The sequence below is a fragment of the Janibacter sp. RAF52 genome, from assembly GCF_052114035.1.
Taxonomy (GTDB): domain Bacteria; phylum Actinomycetota; class Actinomycetes; order Actinomycetales; family Dermatophilaceae; genus Janibacter; species Janibacter hoylei.
Genome location: NZ_JBFRDY010000001.1, coordinates 198,189 through 214,881, shown reverse-complemented (window position 1 = coordinate 214,881; position 16,693 = coordinate 198,189). Strand labels below are relative to the sequence as shown.

At 72.9% G+C, this 16,693-nt stretch carries 12 protein-coding genes; 4 read left to right on the top strand and 8 right to left on the bottom strand.

From position 1 onward, the window contains the following. Nucleotides 1-98: 98 nt before the first annotated feature. The 4 genes from infB to rimP form a co-directional block, all read right to left on the bottom strand. On the bottom strand, nucleotides 99-2,930 hold the full coding sequence (infB, locus tag AB4Y78_RS01010) for a translation initiation factor IF-2 (RefSeq protein ID WP_441736824.1): 2,832 nt from the start codon (nucleotides 2,928-2,930) through the stop codon (nucleotides 99-101). A gap of 63 nt (nucleotides 2,931-2,993) precedes the next feature. Continuing rightward, on the bottom strand, nucleotides 2,994-3,374 hold the full coding sequence (locus AB4Y78_RS01005) for a YlxR family protein (RefSeq protein WP_441715641.1): 381 nt from the start codon (nucleotides 3,372-3,374) through the stop codon (nucleotides 2,994-2,996). 28 nt (nucleotides 3,375-3,402) lie between these two features. Continuing rightward, nucleotides 3,403-4,500: a transcription termination factor NusA gene (nusA, locus tag AB4Y78_RS01000; protein ID WP_259909026.1), complete on the bottom strand. Its 1,098-nt coding sequence runs from the start codon at nucleotides 4,498-4,500 to the stop codon at nucleotides 3,403-3,405. 1 nt (nucleotide 4,501) lies between these two features. Then, nucleotides 4,502-5,029, bottom strand: coding sequence for a ribosome maturation factor RimP (gene rimP / locus AB4Y78_RS00995; RefSeq protein ID WP_007928606.1), 528 nt, complete (start codon nucleotides 5,027-5,029; stop codon nucleotides 4,502-4,504). A gap of 85 nt (nucleotides 5,030-5,114) precedes the next feature. On the opposite strand from rimP, the gene AB4Y78_RS00990 reads away from it, so the two are divergent. Beyond that, a complete protein-coding gene (locus tag AB4Y78_RS00990; protein ID WP_441715638.1) occupies nucleotides 5,115-5,969 on the top strand; it encodes a hypothetical protein in 855 nt (284 codons plus the stop codon). Next, nucleotides 5,966-6,865 carry an aminoglycoside phosphotransferase family protein gene (locus AB4Y78_RS00985; RefSeq protein WP_441736822.1) on the top strand — a complete coding sequence of 300 codons (900 nt, stop codon included), beginning with the start codon at nucleotides 5,966-5,968 and terminating at the stop codon, nucleotides 6,863-6,865. Before AB4Y78_RS00990 ends, AB4Y78_RS00985 begins: the two co-directional genes overlap by 4 nt. 97 nt (nucleotides 6,866-6,962) lie before the next feature. On the opposite strand, the gene AB4Y78_RS00980 is transcribed toward AB4Y78_RS00985, so the two are convergent. Both AB4Y78_RS00980 and AB4Y78_RS00975 read right to left on the bottom strand, forming a co-directional pair. After that, a complete protein-coding gene (locus tag AB4Y78_RS00980; RefSeq protein WP_441715635.1) occupies nucleotides 6,963-7,883 on the bottom strand; it encodes a DUF559 domain-containing protein in 921 nt (306 codons plus the stop codon). 247 nt (nucleotides 7,884-8,130) lie between these two features. Then, nucleotides 8,131-8,733: a histidine phosphatase family protein gene (locus AB4Y78_RS00975; RefSeq protein WP_441715633.1), complete on the bottom strand. Its 603-nt coding sequence runs from the start codon at nucleotides 8,731-8,733 to the stop codon at nucleotides 8,131-8,133. A 38-nt stretch (nucleotides 8,734-8,771) separates the two neighbouring features. Between AB4Y78_RS00975 and AB4Y78_RS00970 the strand changes: the two genes are divergently transcribed. Together AB4Y78_RS00970 and cobF are read left to right on the top strand one after the other, a co-directional pair. Beyond that, a complete protein-coding gene (locus AB4Y78_RS00970) occupies nucleotides 8,772-10,256 on the top strand; it encodes a cobyric acid synthase (RefSeq protein WP_441715631.1) in 1,485 nt (494 codons plus the stop codon). Next, nucleotides 10,253-11,053: a precorrin-6A synthase (deacetylating) gene (cobF, locus tag AB4Y78_RS00965; RefSeq protein ID WP_441715629.1), complete on the top strand. Its 801-nt coding sequence runs from the start codon at nucleotides 10,253-10,255 to the stop codon at nucleotides 11,051-11,053. The genes AB4Y78_RS00970 and cobF overlap by 4 nt, the downstream gene beginning before the upstream one ends. A 225-nt stretch (nucleotides 11,054-11,278) precedes the next feature. Here cobF and bluB read toward each other — a convergent pair whose 3' ends face one another. Both bluB and cobN read right to left on the bottom strand, forming a co-directional pair. Next, on the bottom strand, nucleotides 11,279-13,021 hold the full coding sequence (bluB, locus tag AB4Y78_RS00960; RefSeq protein ID WP_441715627.1) for a 5,6-dimethylbenzimidazole synthase: 1,743 nt from the start codon (nucleotides 13,019-13,021) through the stop codon (nucleotides 11,279-11,281). Further along, nucleotides 13,018-16,686, bottom strand: a complete 3,669-nt coding sequence (gene cobN, locus AB4Y78_RS00955) for a cobaltochelatase subunit CobN (protein WP_441715625.1) — start codon at nucleotides 16,684-16,686, stop codon at nucleotides 13,018-13,020. Before cobN ends, bluB begins: the two co-directional genes overlap by 4 nt. Nucleotides 16,687-16,693: the final 7 nt, after the last annotated feature.

Genomic DNA, 16,693 nt, shown 5'->3' with positions numbered 1-16,693 from the left:
CCCCGGTGGGTGCGCCCCGGGTGTGCGGACGGGAGGACGACGAAGGGCGCCGCCCCCGGTGGTCCTGGGAGCGGCGCCCTGCGCAGTGCGTCCAGACGTCAGGCGCGCGGCTTCTCGCGCATCTCGTACGTCGTGATGAGGTCGCCCTCCTGCACGTCGTTGAAGCTGCCGAGGTTGATACCGCACTCGAAGCCCTCGCGGACCTCGGTGACGTCGTCCTTGAAGCGTCGCAGACCGGTGAGCTCGAGGCCCTCGGTGATGACGACGCCGTTGCGGGTGATGCGCGCCTTGGAGCCGCGCTTGATCTCGCCGCTGCGGACGATCGAGCCGGCGATGTTGCCGAACTTGCTCGAGCGGAAGACCTCACGGATCTCCGCCGAGCCGAGCTCGACCTCTTCGTACTCCGGCTTGAGCATGCCCTTGAGCGCCTGCTCGATCTCCTCGATGGCCTGGTAGATCACGCCGTAGTAGCGGATCTCCACGCCCTCGCGCTCGGCGACCTCGGCGTTCTGCCCCTCGGCGCGGACGTTGAAGCCGATGATGATCGCGTCCGAGGCCATGGCGAGGTTGATGTTGTTGAGCGTGATCGCGCCGACACCACGGTCGATGATCCGCAGGTCCACGTCGTCGCCGACGTCGATCTGCAGCAGCGCGTCCTCGAGCGCCTCGACCGAGCCCGACACGTCACCCTTGAGGATGAGGTTGAGGGTATCGATCTTGCCGGCGGCGATGACCTGGTCGAGGTCCTCGAGGCTGATCCGCTTGCGCGCCTTGGCCAGGCTGGCCTGACGGTCGGCGGCCTCACGCTTCTCGGCGATCTGGCGAGCGGTCCGGTCGTCCGGCGCGACGACGAAGGTGTCGCCGGCACGCGGGACGGACGAGAGACCGAGCACCTGGACCGGGCGGGAGGGGCCCGCCTCGTCGACCGTGTTGCCGTGCTCGTCGAGCATGGCCCGCACACGACCGAAGGCCGAGCCGGTGACGATCGCGTCACCGACGTGCAGCGTGCCGGACTGGACGAGGACGGTCGCCGTGGCACCGCGGCCCTTGTCGAGGTTGGCCTCGATCGCGACACCACGGGCGTCGCGCTCGGGGTTGGCCCGCAGGTCGAGCGCCGCGTCGGCCGTCAGCAGGACGGCCTCGAGGAGGCTGTCGATGTTCTGCCCCTGCTTGGCGGAGACGTCGACGAACATCGTGTCGCCGCCGTACTCCTCGGCCACGAGGTTGTACTCGGTGAGCTGACCGCGGATCTTCGCCGGGTCGGCGCCCTCGACGTCGATCTTGTTGACCGCGACGACGATCGGGACGTCCGCCGCTTGGGCGTGGTTGAGCGCCTCGATGGTCTGCGGCATGACGCCGTCGTCGGCAGCGACGACGAGGATCGCGATGTCGGTGACCTTGGCACCACGGGCACGCATGGCCGTGAAGGCCTCGTGACCCGGGGTGTCGATGAAGGTCAGCGCCCGCTCGTCACCCTCGTGCTCGGTGTGGATCTGGTAGGCACCGATGTGCTGGGTGATGCCACCGGTCTCGCCGGAGCCGACGTCCGCGTTGCGGATCGCGTCGAGCAGTCGCGTCTTGCCGTGGTCGACGTGACCCATGACGGTGACGACCGGCGGACGCGCCTCCAGGTTCTCCTCGTCCTCGGCATCGACACCGATCTCGAGGTTGATGTCGAAGGAGTCGAAGAGCTCGCGCTCCTCCTCCTCCGGGGAGACGATCTGGATGTCGTAGCCCAGCTCGGCACCGAGGAGCTGGAAGGTCTCCTCGTCGAGCGACTGGGTCGCCGTCGCCATCTCACCGAGGTTGAAGAGCACGGTGACGAGCGACGCCGGGTTGGCGTTGATCTTGTCGGCGAAGTCGCTCATCGACGCACCCTGGCGCACGCGCACCACGGTGTTGCCGTCGCCCCGGGGGACGATGACGCCGCCGATGGACGGCGCGGACATCTGCTCGAACTCGGCGCGCTTGGCCCGCTTGCTCTTGCGCTGCTTGCGCTTGCCGCCACCGCGACCGAAGGCACCCTGGGTGCCACCACGACCGCCGGGGCCACCGCGGTAGCCACCGCCACCGGGACCGCCGCCGGGACGTGCACCGGGGCCGCCACCGGGACGACCGCGACCGGCACCGGGGCCACCACGGCCGCCGGGACGCTCACCGGGGCGCGGGACCGCCGAGCTCGCCGGCATCATGCCGGGCGACGGGCGGGCACCACCGGGACGGGGACCGGCCGGGCGGGGACCGCCGGCACCGGCGCCCTCGCGGGCCGGCGGGCGCGGACCGCCCTGGCCCTGACCGCCACGACCGCCGGGGCGCTGCCCGGGGCGGGGCATGCCCTGGCTCGAGGCGAAGGGGTTGTTGCCGGGGCGGGGGCTGCCGGAGCCGCCCCCTTCGCGGCGGGTACCCATGCCCTGGCTCGAGGCGAAGGGGTTGTTGCCCGGGCGCGGGCCGGGGCGCTCGGCCGGCTTGGCCGGAGCGGGGCGCGGGCCGGGGGTGGGCGCCTTGGGACCCGGGGTCGCCGACGCAGCGGGCTGCTGCGGCTCGGCCGGGGCGGCGGGCGCTGCGGGGGTCTCGGCGGCAGGAGCAGCCGGGGCCTGCGGGGTGGCCGGCGCGGACGGGGCCGCAGGGGCCGCCGGGCCGGGCGTCGGCTTCGCCGCGGGAGCGGGGGACGGGGCCTCCGGCTCGGCAGGCTTCGCCGGAGCCTTGGGACCGGGCTTGGCGGGGGTGGGCGTGGCGGCCGGCTTGGCGGCAGCCTTCTTCGCCTTGGGGTCGGCGGCGGGCGGGTTGTCCTTCACCCGACGCACGACCGGCGCCTCGATCGTCGAGCTTGCCGACTTCACGAACTCCCCCATGTCGCCCAGGTGGGCGAGGAGGGCCTTGCTGGAAACCCCGAGCTCCTTGGCGAGCTCGTGGACACGGACCTTGGCCACGTTTCTCCTTCTCTGGTCCGTACCTGAGAGAAGGCGCGGACCGTCGTCAGTTGAGGTGAATGCTCATTGCTGAGTACTCATCGGGTGCTCATCAGCGTCAAACCCGCTCTCGGTTGCTGTACGTACGGATGCAGTCGACTGCGCCATCTCCTCGATCCAGGCACGAAGGGCGTCGGTCACCTCGACCCGGCACCGCAAGGCACGGGAGAGGGCCCGCCGCCGGACGGCGAGGTCCAAGCAGGCGACGTCGGGATGGAGCCATGCTCCACGCCCCGGCAAGCGCCGGCGCGGATCGGGCTGGGCCGAGGTCTCCCCTCGGTCATCCGTCACCGCGACGATGCGCAGCAGAGTCGACCGGCTATCCCGTCCACGACACCCGATGCAGGTCCGGATCGGTCCTGCGGCGACGTCGTCGGACTGGAGTCCAGTCCGGTCGAACTCCATCAGTCTAGCGCCTGTCCGGTCGGGACGATCACGCGCCCGGCTGACCGGGGACGGCGACGCCCTCGCTCGTGCCGGGGGCGGTGTCCGGACGGATGTCGATGCGCCAGCCGGTGAGCTTGGCCGCCAGACGGGCGTTCTGCCCCTCCTTGCCGATGGCGAGGGAGAGCTGGTAGTCGGGGACGACGACGCGGGCCGAGCGCAGCTTGGGGTCGACGACCGTGACCGACTCGACCTTGGAGGGCGACAGGGCTGCGGCGATGAACTTCTCCGGGTCGTCGGAGAAGTCGACGATGTCGATCTTCTCCCCCTGCAGGTGGCTCATCACCGCGCGCACGCGGGCACCCATCGCACCGATGCAGGCCCCCTTCGCGTTGAGCCCCGGGATCTTGGAGTGGACGGCGATCTTGGTGCGGTGGCCGGCCTCGCGGGCCAGCGCCGCGATCTCGACGGAGCCGTCGGCGATCTCGGGGACCTCCATGGCAAAGAGCTTGCGCACGAGGTTGGGGTGGGTGCGGGAGAGCCCGATCTCCGGCCCGCGCATGCCGCGCTTGACCGACACGACGTAGACGCGGATGCGGTCGCCGTGGTTGTAGACCTCACCGGGCACCTGCTCGGCCGAAGGGAGGACCCCTTCGACCGTGCCGAAGTCCACGAGGACGTTGCGCGGGTTGGAGCTCTGCTGGATGACACCGGCGACGATGTCGCCCTCGCGACCGCGGAAGTCGCCGAGGACCGCCTCGTCCTCGAGGTCACGCATCCGCTGGGTGATGACCTGACGGGCCGTGGCCGCGGCGACGCGACCGAAGTTGTCCGGGGTGTCGTCGAACTCCGGGCCGAGCTCACGACGGGTGCGGGTGCGCATGAGCGGGTTGCCCTCGTCGTCGACCGGGGTCGGCTCGCCCTCGGCGGCCTCGACGGGGACCTCCTCCTCGACGAGGTGCTCCTCGCGGGCCCACACGACGACGTGCCCGTCCTTGCGGCCGAGCTCGGCGCGCGCGTTCTTGTACGCGCCCTCGGTGCGGTGGTAGGCGCCGAGGAGCGCCGCCTCGATGGCGTCGACGAGGATGTCGAAGGGGATCTCGCGCTCGCGCTCGAGGGCCTTGAGGGCGTGGATGTCGATGTCCATGTCAGTCCTTGTCGTCGTCGCCGTCGGGCGTGCTCGGTCGGTTGAACTCCACCTGGGCGACGCCCTTGGTGATGTCGGCGAAGGGGAAGTGCTCGGTCCGGGGGGCCTGCTTCTTGGTGCCCGCCAGGTGCAGGTCGACGCCGTCGGCGGTCGTCGCGAGAACCCGACCGGTGACCTGGGTGCCGTCGCCCTTCGTCATCTCGACGAGGCGGCCCACGGTGCGGCGGAAGTGCATCGGCTCGGTGAGCACCCGGTCGGTGCCGGGGGTGCTGACCTCCAGGGTGTACGGCTGGCTGCCCATGACGTCGCTGTCGTCGAGCGCGTCGCTCACCAGACGCGTCGCGTCGGCGATCTCGTCGAGGGTCAGGGGCTCGATCGGCGTGTCGCCGACGGCCTCGGCGACCGGTCGCTCGACGGTGATGCGCGCGACCCGGCGCTTGCCGGCCGGCGTCACGCTCACGCCCGCCACGGTGAAGTCGTCGCCCAATGCGCTGGAGACCTGCGCGAGGACGTCCTGCTCCTGAACCATGGGAAGCCTTCCGTGTGGAGTTGCCGTGCTGGCCCGCCACTCTAGCGATGATCTGCGCCGGTCGTGGCATGCGAGGATCGACACCGTGCCCGCCCGACCCAGCCGCCGCCTCCTGCTCACCGGTGCCCTCGCGCTGACGACCGGCGCACTCACGGGGTGCGGGGTGCGCCTCGAGGACGACGCGCCGGACATCCCCTTCGTCCCGACGCGGGAGCCGATCCCCGGCGAGACCGCCCTGCTCGCGATGCTCGGCACTCTCGAGAGCGCCGACGGCGAGCACGCCACCGCCCGTGCGGACCGCCTGCGTGCAGCCCTCGCCGAGTCCGGCGTGCCCGAGCGGGTCCTCGACGCGGCGCAGGCACCGGACACCGACGCCGAGACGGCCGCCGCCTGCGAGGCCGCGGTCCGCGAGTGCGGGCCCGGGCTGCTCCGGCTCGTCGGCCAGCTGACCGCGACCCTGCGCATCACCGACCCCATCGGGGCCAGGGCGCGCCTGTGGACGCCCTCCGGCGACTCCGCCTGGCAGGCCGGCGACGTCGCCGCCGACGCGCTCGAGGCGACGCGCGCCACGAGCTACGCCCTGGCGGTCGTCGCCGGCCGTCTCGCCGACGGCACGTCCCGCACGCGGACGCTCACGGCGCTGCGCGAGCTGCGCCAGCTCGAGGTGCGCCAGACGACCGCCGCCGGCGACGACGTCGGGTCCGTGACCCTCGGATACGAGCGCCCCGACGACCTGTCCGGCAGCGCGGGCACCGACTGGGTGACCGAGAGCTTCGTCCGGCTGCAGGCCGCCTACGTCGCCGGACTGACCCGCCTCGGCGACGACCGCGACGCGGCTCTCGAGACGACGCAGTGGATGGTCGCTGCCGAGCGCGTCTCCCGCACCCAGTTCCCCCAGCCGCCCCCCGAGCTCTACGGGGACGGCGCGCAGCCGTCGTGAGGGTCGAGGACGCCGCGGCCCTCGTGCCGGCGCCCTTCGCCGAGCACATCGCGACGCTCGAGGCCGTAGGGGGCCCCGCGGGCATCGCGTGGGTGGCCGCACTCCCCCACCTGCTCGCCGAGGTCCTGCCCGAGTGGGAGCTGACCGTCGACGGCCCACCGATGACGGGTCACTGCGCGCTCGTGCTGCCCGTGCGTGGCCCCGACGGGCCGGCTGCGCTCAAGCTCGGCTGGCCGCACGAGGACGCCGACGGCGAGCACCTCGCGTTGCGGGCGTGGGGCGGGCGCGGCGCCGCGCGCCTGCTGCGGGCCGACCCGCGCCGCTCGGTGCTGCTGCTCGAGCGGCTGACGACCGAGGACCTCACCGACCTGTGGGACGAGGAGGCCGTCGGCGTCGTCGCCGGGCTCTACGCCGACCTGCACGTCACTCCCCTGCCGCAGGTGCCGAGGCTCGTGCCCTGGGCGGGGGCGCACCTCGACCGCCGGGGCGCCGCGGCCCTCCCGCGGCGCTTCGTCGAGCAGGCGAGGTCCACCCTTCGCTCGCTGGGGACGCTCGGTGGTGAGCGGCTGCTCCATGGCGACCTCCACTACGGCAACGTCCTGTCCGACGGCACCGACTGGGTCGCGATCGACCCCAAGCCGCTCGTCGGCCACCCCGCGTGGGAGGTCGCGCCGCTGCTCACCAACCGGTGGGCGGAGATGGGCACCGGCCCCTCGCTGCGCTGGTCGGTGCGGCGGCGCGTCGAGGTCGTGTGCGACGTGGCGGCGCTCGACGAGGACCTCGTGCGGGCCGTGAGCGCGCTGCGCGAGGTGGTCAATGCGGTCTGGGCCAGCGAGGACGGTGACGGCGAGCGGGTCTCGCGCGCGATCGCGCTCGTCAAGGCGCTGGGCGACTGAGGCCCTCTACGGTGGCGCTTGGGAGCGTTGACGTCACCCGTCGTCGATGACGTCACCGGGTTGCCCGGAGAAGGGGGACCGGGCGACGCCAACGCCGTCAGGCGGCGAGGGCGACGCCGCGCAGGACCTTGCCGCGGACGACGGCCAGGTCGTCCAGGTCAGCCCACGTCAGTCTGACGATGACGTACCCCAGCGCCCGGAGACGGTCCTCCCGCAACTTCTCGTCCCACACGTCCTGAGCCTTCTCGTACTTCTTGCGACCGTCGACCTCGATGACGAGCTTCATGTCCTCGTAGAGGAAGTCGACGCGCGCCACGAAGTCACCCCTGCTGTCGAAGATCTCCACCTGGGGCGTCGGCAGACGCAGACCCAGCGTCCGCAGCGCCCATCGCGTGCGGGACTCCGCGCCGGACTCGGCACTACCGTCCGCGAGGGCCAGCATCTTGGCCGGCTCGCGTGACCACCGCCACGGCTCCAGGGCAGCCATCGCACCGTCGAGGTCGGCGCGGGTCATCACCTCCTGGTGCAGCGCATGGTCTGCGCTCACCAGGCCTGCCTCCCCTCCGAAGTGGCTGGCGACCTGGACGCAGGCCACGGCCGGGGTGACGGTCAACAGGCCCTGGTGCGTCGCGGTGAGTGAGGCGTCCAGAGGGCGGTGGCTGGCCAGACCCGTGTCGGTGCGCCCGCGTCCCGACCCGATGCGCGCGACGTGCACGCGGTCGTCGACGCCGTGGACCTCGATGCCGCGCACCGCGAGTGCGCTGTGGTGGGTGAGGACCAGTGGCGGCTCATTGCCGAGAGCCCGCGCCACGGCTCGTGCCCGCAGGTCATGTCGGTGCCACGGTTTGGTCTCCCGCCACCGCTCACCGTCGACGAGCGCGTTGCGACGGACCCGCACGAGGTCGCCCGCGCCGACAGCGCGCTCGACGTCGCGGCGACTCGCTCCCCGCCGGAGGAGGTCAGAACCGGTGGCCGTGCCGCGGCCGGCGTCGAGCGCGGCCCGGATGATCGGATGCATGGCCACATCGTGACCGGGATGGCGCCCGCGAGCGGTGGAGTTGTCCACAGCCGGACCACTGGGCGCCTCCGTGGCGGCGTGGGTGCCGTCTGACGGCGTCGGTGCCGCCTGGCGGCGTTGGTGCCACCTGGTGGCCCTGCTCCGGGCACCCCAGCGACATCATCGCCGCCAGGTGACGTCAACGACGTCGGGGACCGGCTGCCGACCTGCGGCTGACGGACCCACGTGGGCGCGGCAGCGCGGAGCATCAGTCGACGACGTCGACCGTGGTGACCGAGCCCGCGTCGATCGGCTCGTCCCAGTCGATGTCGCGGTGGGACCGCGAGCGCAGCCAGGCGAGCGCGGCGCGGATCGTGTGCTCGTGGCTGACGACGACGAGGTGGTCGGGCTGCTCGATGAGGGCCGGGGCGAACCAGTCGCCCACCCGCTCGAAGACGTCGCGCATCGACTCGCCACCGCCCCACCGGATCTCGCTGATGTGCTCTCCCTCGGGGACCGGCTGGGCCTGCAGGGCGTCGGTCCGCTCCCCCTCGAGCTCTCCGAGCGCCTGCTCGCGCAGCCCCGGCTCGTTGCGCACCGACGCGATCCAGCGGAGCGGCCGCAGCGCCACGGAGATGATCTCCGCGGTCTGCATCGTGCGCATGAGGTCGCTGCTCCACAGGTCGAGCGAGTGCTCGTGGCGGGGAAGGCCGACCAGGGCACCGAGGGCCAGACCGGCACGTGCCGCCTGGGCGCGACCCTCGTCGGTGAGCACCGACTGGTTGCGACCGCGGTAGGCGCCCTGGACGAGTCCGTCACGGTTCCACGTCGACTGCCCGTGACGGATGAGGTGCACGCGCGTCGGGCTCACGGTGGCCACCGTAGTGGGGATCCGTAGAGTGTCGGCTCGTGAGCGGCCTCCTGATCACCGGGACCTCGTCGGATGCGGGCAAGTCGCTCGTCGTGACGGGGCTCTGCCGCGCGCTGGCCCGGCGAGGTCTGGCCGTCGCGCCGTACAAGGCGCAGAACATGTCCAACCACTCGATGGTCTGCCGCGACGGCTCCGAGATCGGGCGCGCCCAGTACCTCCAGGCCCAGGCTGCCGGCGTCGAGGCGACCTCGGCGATGAACCCCGTGCTCCTCAAGCCGGGCAGCGACCGCCGTGCGCACGTCGTCGTCCGCGGTCGCCCCGCGGGCGAGCTGCGCGCCGGCGAGTACGCGACCGGGCGCGCGCACCTGGCGCAGGCGGCCTTCGCCGCCTACGAGGAGCTGGCGGCCGAGCACGGCCTCGTCGTCTGCGAGGGCGCCGGCTCCCCCGCCGAGATCAACCTGCGGGCCGGCGACTACGTCAACCTCGGTCTGGCGCAACGCTTTTCGCTGCCCACAGTGCTCGTCGGCGACATCGACCGCGGCGGGGTGCTCGCCGCGCTCTACGGCACTTGGGCGCTCGTCTCCGACGAGGACCGGCCGCTGCTCGCGGCCTACGTCATCAACAAGTTCCGCGGCGACGCGTCGGTGCTCGAGCCCGGGCTGGCCGAGATCACCCACCGCACGGGCATGCCATCGCTCGGGGTCCTGCCGTGGCTGCAGGACGTGTGGCTCGACTCCGAGGACTCGCTCTCGATGGGCGCGTGGGGCGATGCCGCGGACGGCGTGCCCGCCGACCGTCGGCTGTCGGTCGCGGTGGTCCGCCTGCCCCGCACCTCCAACGGCACCGACGTCGACGCCCTCGCCGCCGAGCCCGGGGTCGACGTTCGGGTGACGGTCGACGCCGACGCGGTGCGCGAGGCCGACCTCGTCGTCCTGCCCGGCTCGCGCGCGACGACCTCCGACCTCGCCTGGCTGCGCCGCACCGGCCTCGCCGACGTCGTCCTCGAGCGGGCCAGCCGTGGCGCGCCCGTGCTCGGGATCTGCGGCGGCTACCAGATGCTCCTCGACGAGATCGTCGACGACGGGGTCGAGAGCACGCCCGACGAAGGGAGCGAGACCCCCTCTGCCGCAACGGTCCCGGGCCTCGGGCTGCTGCCCGGCCGGGTCGTCTTCCACGAGGACAAGGTGCTCGCCCGCCCGATCGGGACCTGGCGCGGTCACCACGTCGAGGGCTACGAGATCCACCACGGCGTCGTCGAGCCGACCGGCGGCGAGGACTTCCCCGGCGGCCACGCGGTCGGACCGGTCCGCGGGTCGATCTGGCACGGCACGCTGGAGTGCGACGACTACCGGCGGGCCCTGCTCGACGACGTGGCCGCGACGGTCGGGGCGCGGTGGTCCGCGGAGCCGGGGGCGGCCCCCTTCGCCACTCGTCGTGAGGGGATGATCGACATCCTCGCCGATGCCCTCGAGACGCACGTGGACGTCGACGCGATCATCGACCTCACCCGGGAGAAGCCTTGAGCGACACCGCTGCTCGCACCATCCACGTCATCGGCATCGGGGCCGGCTCGCCCGAGCACGTGACCGCAGAGGCAGCCGCGGCACTGGCCGAGGTCGACGTCTTCCTCGTGGCCGACAAGGGCGGGGCCAAGGACGAGCTCGTCGCGGTGCGCCGGGCGATCTGCGAGCGCTTCATCCCCGGCGACCACGCCTACGAGCTCGTCACCGTGCCGGACCCGAAGCGCGGGCCGGACGCCGACCGTGACTCCGCCGAGTACGCGCAGGGGGTGCGCGACTGGCACGCCGCCCGCACCGACGCCTACGTGCGGATCATCGACGACCTGCCCGCCGACGCGGTCGTCGGTTTCCTCGTGTGGGGCGACCCGGCCTTCTACGACAGCACGATCCGCGTCGTCGACGCGATCGGTGAGCGGATCGCGACGCGGGTGCGGGTGCTGCCGGGGATCTCGGCCTTCCAGACCCTCGCCGCCGCCCACGGCGTCGTGCTGCACCGCGTCGGCGAGCCGGTCCACATCACGACCGGTCGCCGCCTCGTCGAGGAGTGGCGTGCGGCCGAGGCCGCGGGGCTGGGCCTGGGCACGGTCGTCGTCATGCTCGACGGGCACCTGCACTGCCGCGAGCTCACCGCCACCCACCCCGACACGGTGATCCACTGGGGCGCCTACGTCGGCATGCCGCAGCAGGAGCTGCGCTCCGGGCGCCTGGCCGACGTCATCGACGAGATCGTGCAGCTGCGGGCGGACCTGCGGGCGACCCACGGGTGGGTCATGGACGTCTACGCGCTCACGCCTGCCTGAGGCTTCGAGACGGTCGCAGAGCGACCTCCTCAGCCACCGGGGTCAGGGAGACGGTCGCAGAGCGACCTCCTCAGCCACCGGGGTCAGGGAGACGGTCGCAGAGCGACCTCCTCAGCCACCGGGGTCAGGGAGACGGTCGCAGAGACCTCGACGAATGACCCCGCACTTCCCCAGGGTCATACCCACCCAGACCGCATTTCCCTAGGCAAATGACAGCCCGGGGGGTCAGCGGGTGCGGGCGGCGATGCGGCGGACAGCCAGGCCCTGCAGCAGCATCGAGGCGGCGAGGCAGGCGCCGACCCCTTCGCCGGCGCGCAGGCGCAGGTCGAGCAGCGGCTCGAGGCCCAGCTCGCGCAGCACGAGGGCGTGGGCCCGCTCGCGGCTGACCTGCCCGGCGAGCAGGTAGGCCTGGGCGGCCGGCTCGAGACGAGCGGCGATGACGCCGGGCAGCGATCCGGCGAGGCCGTCGAGCACCACCGGTGCGCCAGCGGCCGTGGCACCGAGCGTGACTCCGGTGAGCAGCGCGATCTCGGGCCCACCGACCATCGCGAGGAGGCGAAGGGGGTCCGACTCACCGTGCGTCCGGGCGAGCGCCGCGGCGACGACGTCGCGCTTGCGCGCGACCATGTCGGCATCCGAGCCGGAGCCCAGGCCGACCGCGTCCTGCGGCTCGAGGTCGAGGAGGGCGCAGGCCAGCGCTGCGGCGACGGTCGTGTTGCCGACACCGACCTCGCCGAGGCAGACCAGACCGGTGACCGCGGCCCCGGTACCGATGTCGCGCCCTGCGGCGACCAAGGCCTCTACGTCGGCGAGCGTCATCGCATCCGTGGTGGCGAGGTCGCCCCGCTCCCCCGTGGGCCGTGCCTCGTGCGCACCCGGGACCGTCTGTGCCACACCGGCGTCCACACCGGCGACGGCGAGTCCGGCTCCCTTCGCCGTGGCGGCACCGAGGGAGGTGCCGGCGACGGTCGCGGCGAGTACGTCGTGGGTCGTCGTGGCCGGGAAGGCGCTGACGCCGAGCCCGGTCACCGGGTGGTCGGCGCCGGCGAGCACGAGGGTGCCACCGGTGACGTCCTGGGCGCCCACGGCGAGCACGCGGTTGAGCGCGCGGTCGAGGACGCCGAGCGACTCGGGCGGCGAGAGCAGCTCGTCGGCGGCGTCGGTCGCGCCGACGAGCCGGGTCGGCTCGGGCCCGCGCAGGTGCGATACCGGCTGCTGCGGAGCGGCCTCGTCCGCGGGCCAGCGGTCGTGCAGGACGACCTGCTCGAGCGGCGTCTTCTTCGACCACGCGGCCCGCTCCAGGCCGGGCGACGGCGGGCGCTCGTCGGGCCAGCCGAGGCAGAGCCAGCCGAGGGTGACGACGCCCTCGGGCAGACCGAGCAGGTCGGCGAGCTCGTCGGGGTCGAAGAGGGTCACCCAGCCCATGCCGAGACCGTGGGCGCGGGCGGTGAGCCACATGTTTTCGATCGCGGTCGCGCAGGACCACAGGTCGGCGTCGGGGAAGGTCGCGCGGCCGAGCACGCCCGTCGCAGGAGTGCGCCGGTCGCAGGCGACGACGATGCCGACGGGCGCCTCGCGCAGACCTTCGAGCTTGAGGTCGAGCATGCGTGCGGCGCGCTCCGAGGCCAGGTGTGCGGCCTGGTCGACACGAGCTCTGTCGGCCATCGCTGCGGCTCGGTCACGGGTCGCCGGGTCGCTGACGACGACGAAGCGCCAGGGCTGCGAGTGCCCGACGCTCGGCGCCCGGTGCCCGGCCTCGAGGACGGCCGTGATGAGCTCCTCGGGCACCGCGTCGGGCCGGTAGCGACGGATGTCGCGACGGCCGGCCACGACCGCGGCGAGGGCCTCGGTGACCGCCTCGCCCATGGCCCAGCCCGTCGGGTCGTCGCGGCGCTGCGCCGCGCTGCTCGTGTCGCCGATCGTCGGGACCGGTCGGGCGTATCGGGGCTCGCTCCCTCCGCCCGTCACTCGCTGTCCTCCATGTCCCCCTCGACGTCGAGGTAGACCTGCTGCATCGCGCGGACGACCTCGGGGTCGGGCTCCTCCCACAGGCCGCGGTCGGCGGCCTCGGTGAGTCGCTCGACGATGCCGCGCAGCGCCCAGGGGTTGGCCCGACGCATGAACTCCTGGTTGGTCTCGTCGAGCACGTAGTCGCGGGCGACCCGGTCGTACATCCAGTCGTGGACGACGCCGGCCGTCGCGTCGAAGCCGAAGAGGTAGTCGACGGTCGCCGCGAGCTCGAAGGCCCCCTTGTAGCCGTGGCGCTGCATCGCCGCGATCCACCGCGGGTTGACCACGCGCGAGCGGAAGACGCGGTTGGTCTCCTCCTGCAGCGTGCGGGTGCGCACCGCGTCGGGCGAGGTCGAGTCGCCGACATAGGCCTTGGGCTCGCTGCCGGTGAGCGCGCGGACGGTCGCGACCATGCCGCCGTGGTACTGGAAGTAGTCGTCGCTGTCGAGGATGTCGGACTCGCGGTTGTCGACATTCTTGGCCGCGACCTGGATGCGGCGGTAGGTGCGCTCCATGTCCTCCGCGGCCGGTGCACCATCGAGGTCGCGGCCGTAGGCGTAGCCGCCCCACGCGGTGTAGACCTGCGCGAGGTCGTCGTCGCTGCGCCAGTTGCCCGACTCGACGACCTGGAGGATGCCCGCACCGTAGGATCCGGGCTTGGAGCCGAAGATCCTTGTGCGCGAGCGGCGCTCGTCGCCGTGCTCGGCGAGGTCGGCGACCGTGTGGGCGCGCACGTGGTTGTCCTCGGGAGCCTCGTCGAGGCCGGCGACGAGCGCAACCGCGTCGTCGATGAGGGCGATGACGTGCGGGAAGGCATCGCGGAAGAAGCCCGAGATGCGCACGGTGACGTCGATGCGTGGGCGGCCGAGCTCAGCGAGCGGGATCGGCTCGAGCCCGGTGACCCGGCGGGACTGCTCGTCCCACACCGGCGTCACGCCGAGCAGGGCGAGCACCTCGCCGATGTCGTCGCCGGAGGTGCGCATCGCCGACGTGCCCCACATCGACAGGCCGACCGAGGTCGGCAGCTCGCCGGTCTCCTCGCGATAGCGGGCGAGGAGCGAGTCGGCCATCGCCGTGCCGGTCTGGTAGGCCAGCCGCGAGGGGATCGCCTTGGGGTCGACGGAGTAGAAGTTTCGCCCCGTGGGCAGCACGTTGACCAGGCCGCGAAGGGGGGACCCGCTCGGCCCCGCAGGGATGTAGCCGCCGTCGAGGGCGTGCAGCACCATCGACAGCTCGCGCTCGGTCGCGGCGAGCCGCGGCACGACCTGCGTCGCGGCGAACTCCAGCACCCGAGTGACCTCGGCGGCCTCCGCCGGGTCGAGCAGCGGCTCGTGCTCGGCGACGAGATCGCCTGCGGCAGAGGCGGACCAGTGCGCGGCGGCGAGGGCCTCGACGAGGTGACGGGCCCTCCCTTCGACCGCATCGGTCTCCGTGGTGGAGGCGTCCTCGGCGAGGCCGAGCGCCGCCCGCAGACCGGGGACGGACCCGACCTGACCGGAAAACACCTGCGCGGCGCGCAGGACGGCGAGCACGAGGTTGACGAGCTCCTCGCCCTGCGGCGCCTGGCCGAGGACGTGCAGGCCGTCACGGATCTGGACGTCCTTGATCTCGCAGAGCCAGCCGTCGACGTGCATGACGAGGTCGTCGAAGCCGTCGGCGTCGTCGAGGTCGACGTCGTCGCCCAGCCCGAGGTCGACGTGCATCTGCGCGGCGTGCAGCAGCTGCCAGATCTCGCCGCGCAGGGCCGGCGCCTTGGCCGGGTCCATGACCGAGACGTTGCCGTACTCGTCGAGGAGCTGCTCGAGGCGAGAGATGTCGCCGTAGGACTCGGCGCGGGCCATCGGCGGGACGAGGTGGTCGACGATCGTCGCGTGGGCACGGCGCTTGGCCTGCGTGCCCTCACCGGGGTCGTTGACGAGGAAGGGGTAGACGAGCGGCAGGTTGCCCAGGGCCGCGTCGGTGCCGCACGAGGCGGACATCGCCAGGTTTTTGCCGGAGAGCCACTCGAGGTTGCCGTGCTTGCCGACGTGGACGACGGCGTGCGCGCCGAACTCCTCCTCGATCCAGCGGTAGGTCGCGAGGTAGTGGTGCGTCGGCGGCAGGTCGGGGTCGTGGTAGATCGCGATCGGGTTTTCACCGAAACCGCGGGGCGGCTGCACGAGGAGCGCGATGTTGCCGCGGACGAGGGCGGCGGTGACGATCTCGCCCTGGGCGTCGGTCGTCGTGTCGACGAAGACCTCGCCGGGCGCCTCGCCCCAGTGCTCGGTCATCGCCTCGCGCAGGTCGGCCGGGAAGGCGTCGAACCACTCCCGGTAGCGCGCGGCCGGGATGCGCACCTGCGCGCCCTCGACCTGCTCCTGGGTGAGCCACTCCTCGTCCTGCCCGCCGGCGGCGATGAGCTCGTGGATCAGGGCATTGCCCGACGTCGTGTCGGGGGCCTCGCCCTCGACCGGAGGGAGCGGGTCCATCCCGACGAAGCCCTCGCCGAGGTCGTAGCCCGCCTCGCGCATCGCGCGCAGCAGGCGGATCGTCGAGACCGGGGTGTCGAGGCCGACGGCATTGCCCAGGCGGGAGTGCTTCGTCGGGTAGGCCGAGAGGACGACGGCGATCTTGCGCTCGGCGACGGGGGTGGACCGCAGGCGCGCGTGGTTGACCGCGATGCCGGCGACGCGGGCGGCGCGCTCGGGGTCGGCGACGTAGTGCGGCAGCCCCTCGTCGTCGAACTCCTTGAAGGAGAAGGCGACCGTGATGAGCCGACCGTCGAACTCGGGGACCGCGACCTGCGTCGCGACGTCGAGCGGGCTCATGCCGTCGTCGGACTCCTCCCAGTCGGCGCGGCTCCAAGTGAGGCACAGGCCCTGGAGGATCGGGATGTCGAGGGCGGCGAGCTTTTCGACGTCCCAGGCCTCGTCGTCCTCGCCGGCCGAGGCGGTGGCGGGCTTGGTGCCGCCGGCCGCGAGCACGGTCGTCACGAGCGCGTCGAGGGTGCCGAGGTGCTCGAGCAGGCCGTCGGGCGCGTCGCGCAGCGAGGCCGAGTGGATGACGACGCCCTGCCCGCCGGCGGCGTCGATCGCGTCGGCGAGCGCGTGCGCGTAGTCGGTGTTGCCGGCGGCGTACTGGGCCCGGTAGATGAGGACACCAACCCGCGGGCGCCGGACATCGCCGCCGGCTGCGTCGAGGGCGGCCGGCTCATCGCGGTCGAGGACACTCCACTGGGGCAGCGCCTGCGGCGCCTCGAAGCCCTCACCGGTGAGCAGGAGCGTGTCGCCGAGGAAGGCGTGCAGCTGCGCGAGGTTGGCCGGGCCCCCTTCGGCGAGGTAGCGGTGGGCCTCCGCCGCGGTGCCGGGCGGCACCGTCGACAGCTCCATGAGCGCCGCGTCGGGCTCCTGTGTGCCGCCGAGGACGACGAGCGGTGCGCTGGCGCTGCGCAGGTCGGCGAAGCCCTCCCACAGCCCCTGCGGCGAGCCGAGGTAGCGGACGACGACGACGTCGGCGCGGGCGACGCGCTCGGCGATCTGCTCGTCGGTGAGGCGGGCCGGGTTGCCGACGACATAGTCGACGCCGGCGCTGCGCGCGCTCAGCAGGTCGGTGTCGGAGGTGGACAGCAGGGCGACGGTGGTCACGTCGTGG

Bases quoted from the DNA above. Each gene is read 5' to 3' on its own strand.
- rimP (WP_007928606.1), bottom strand. From the start codon at position 5,029: ATGGTTCAGGAGCAGGACGTCCTCGCGCAGGTCTCCAGCGCATTGGGC.
- AB4Y78_RS00980 (WP_441715635.1), bottom strand. From the start codon at position 7,883: ATGCATCCGATCATCCGGGCCGCGCTCGACGCCGGCCGCGGCACGGCC.
- nusA (WP_259909026.1), bottom strand. From the start codon at position 4,500: ATGGACATCGACATCCACGCCCTCAAGGCCCTCGAGCGCGAGCGCGAG.
- AB4Y78_RS01005 (WP_441715641.1), bottom strand. From the start codon at position 3,374: ATGGAGTTCGACCGGACTGGACTCCAGTCCGACGACGTCGCCGCAGGA.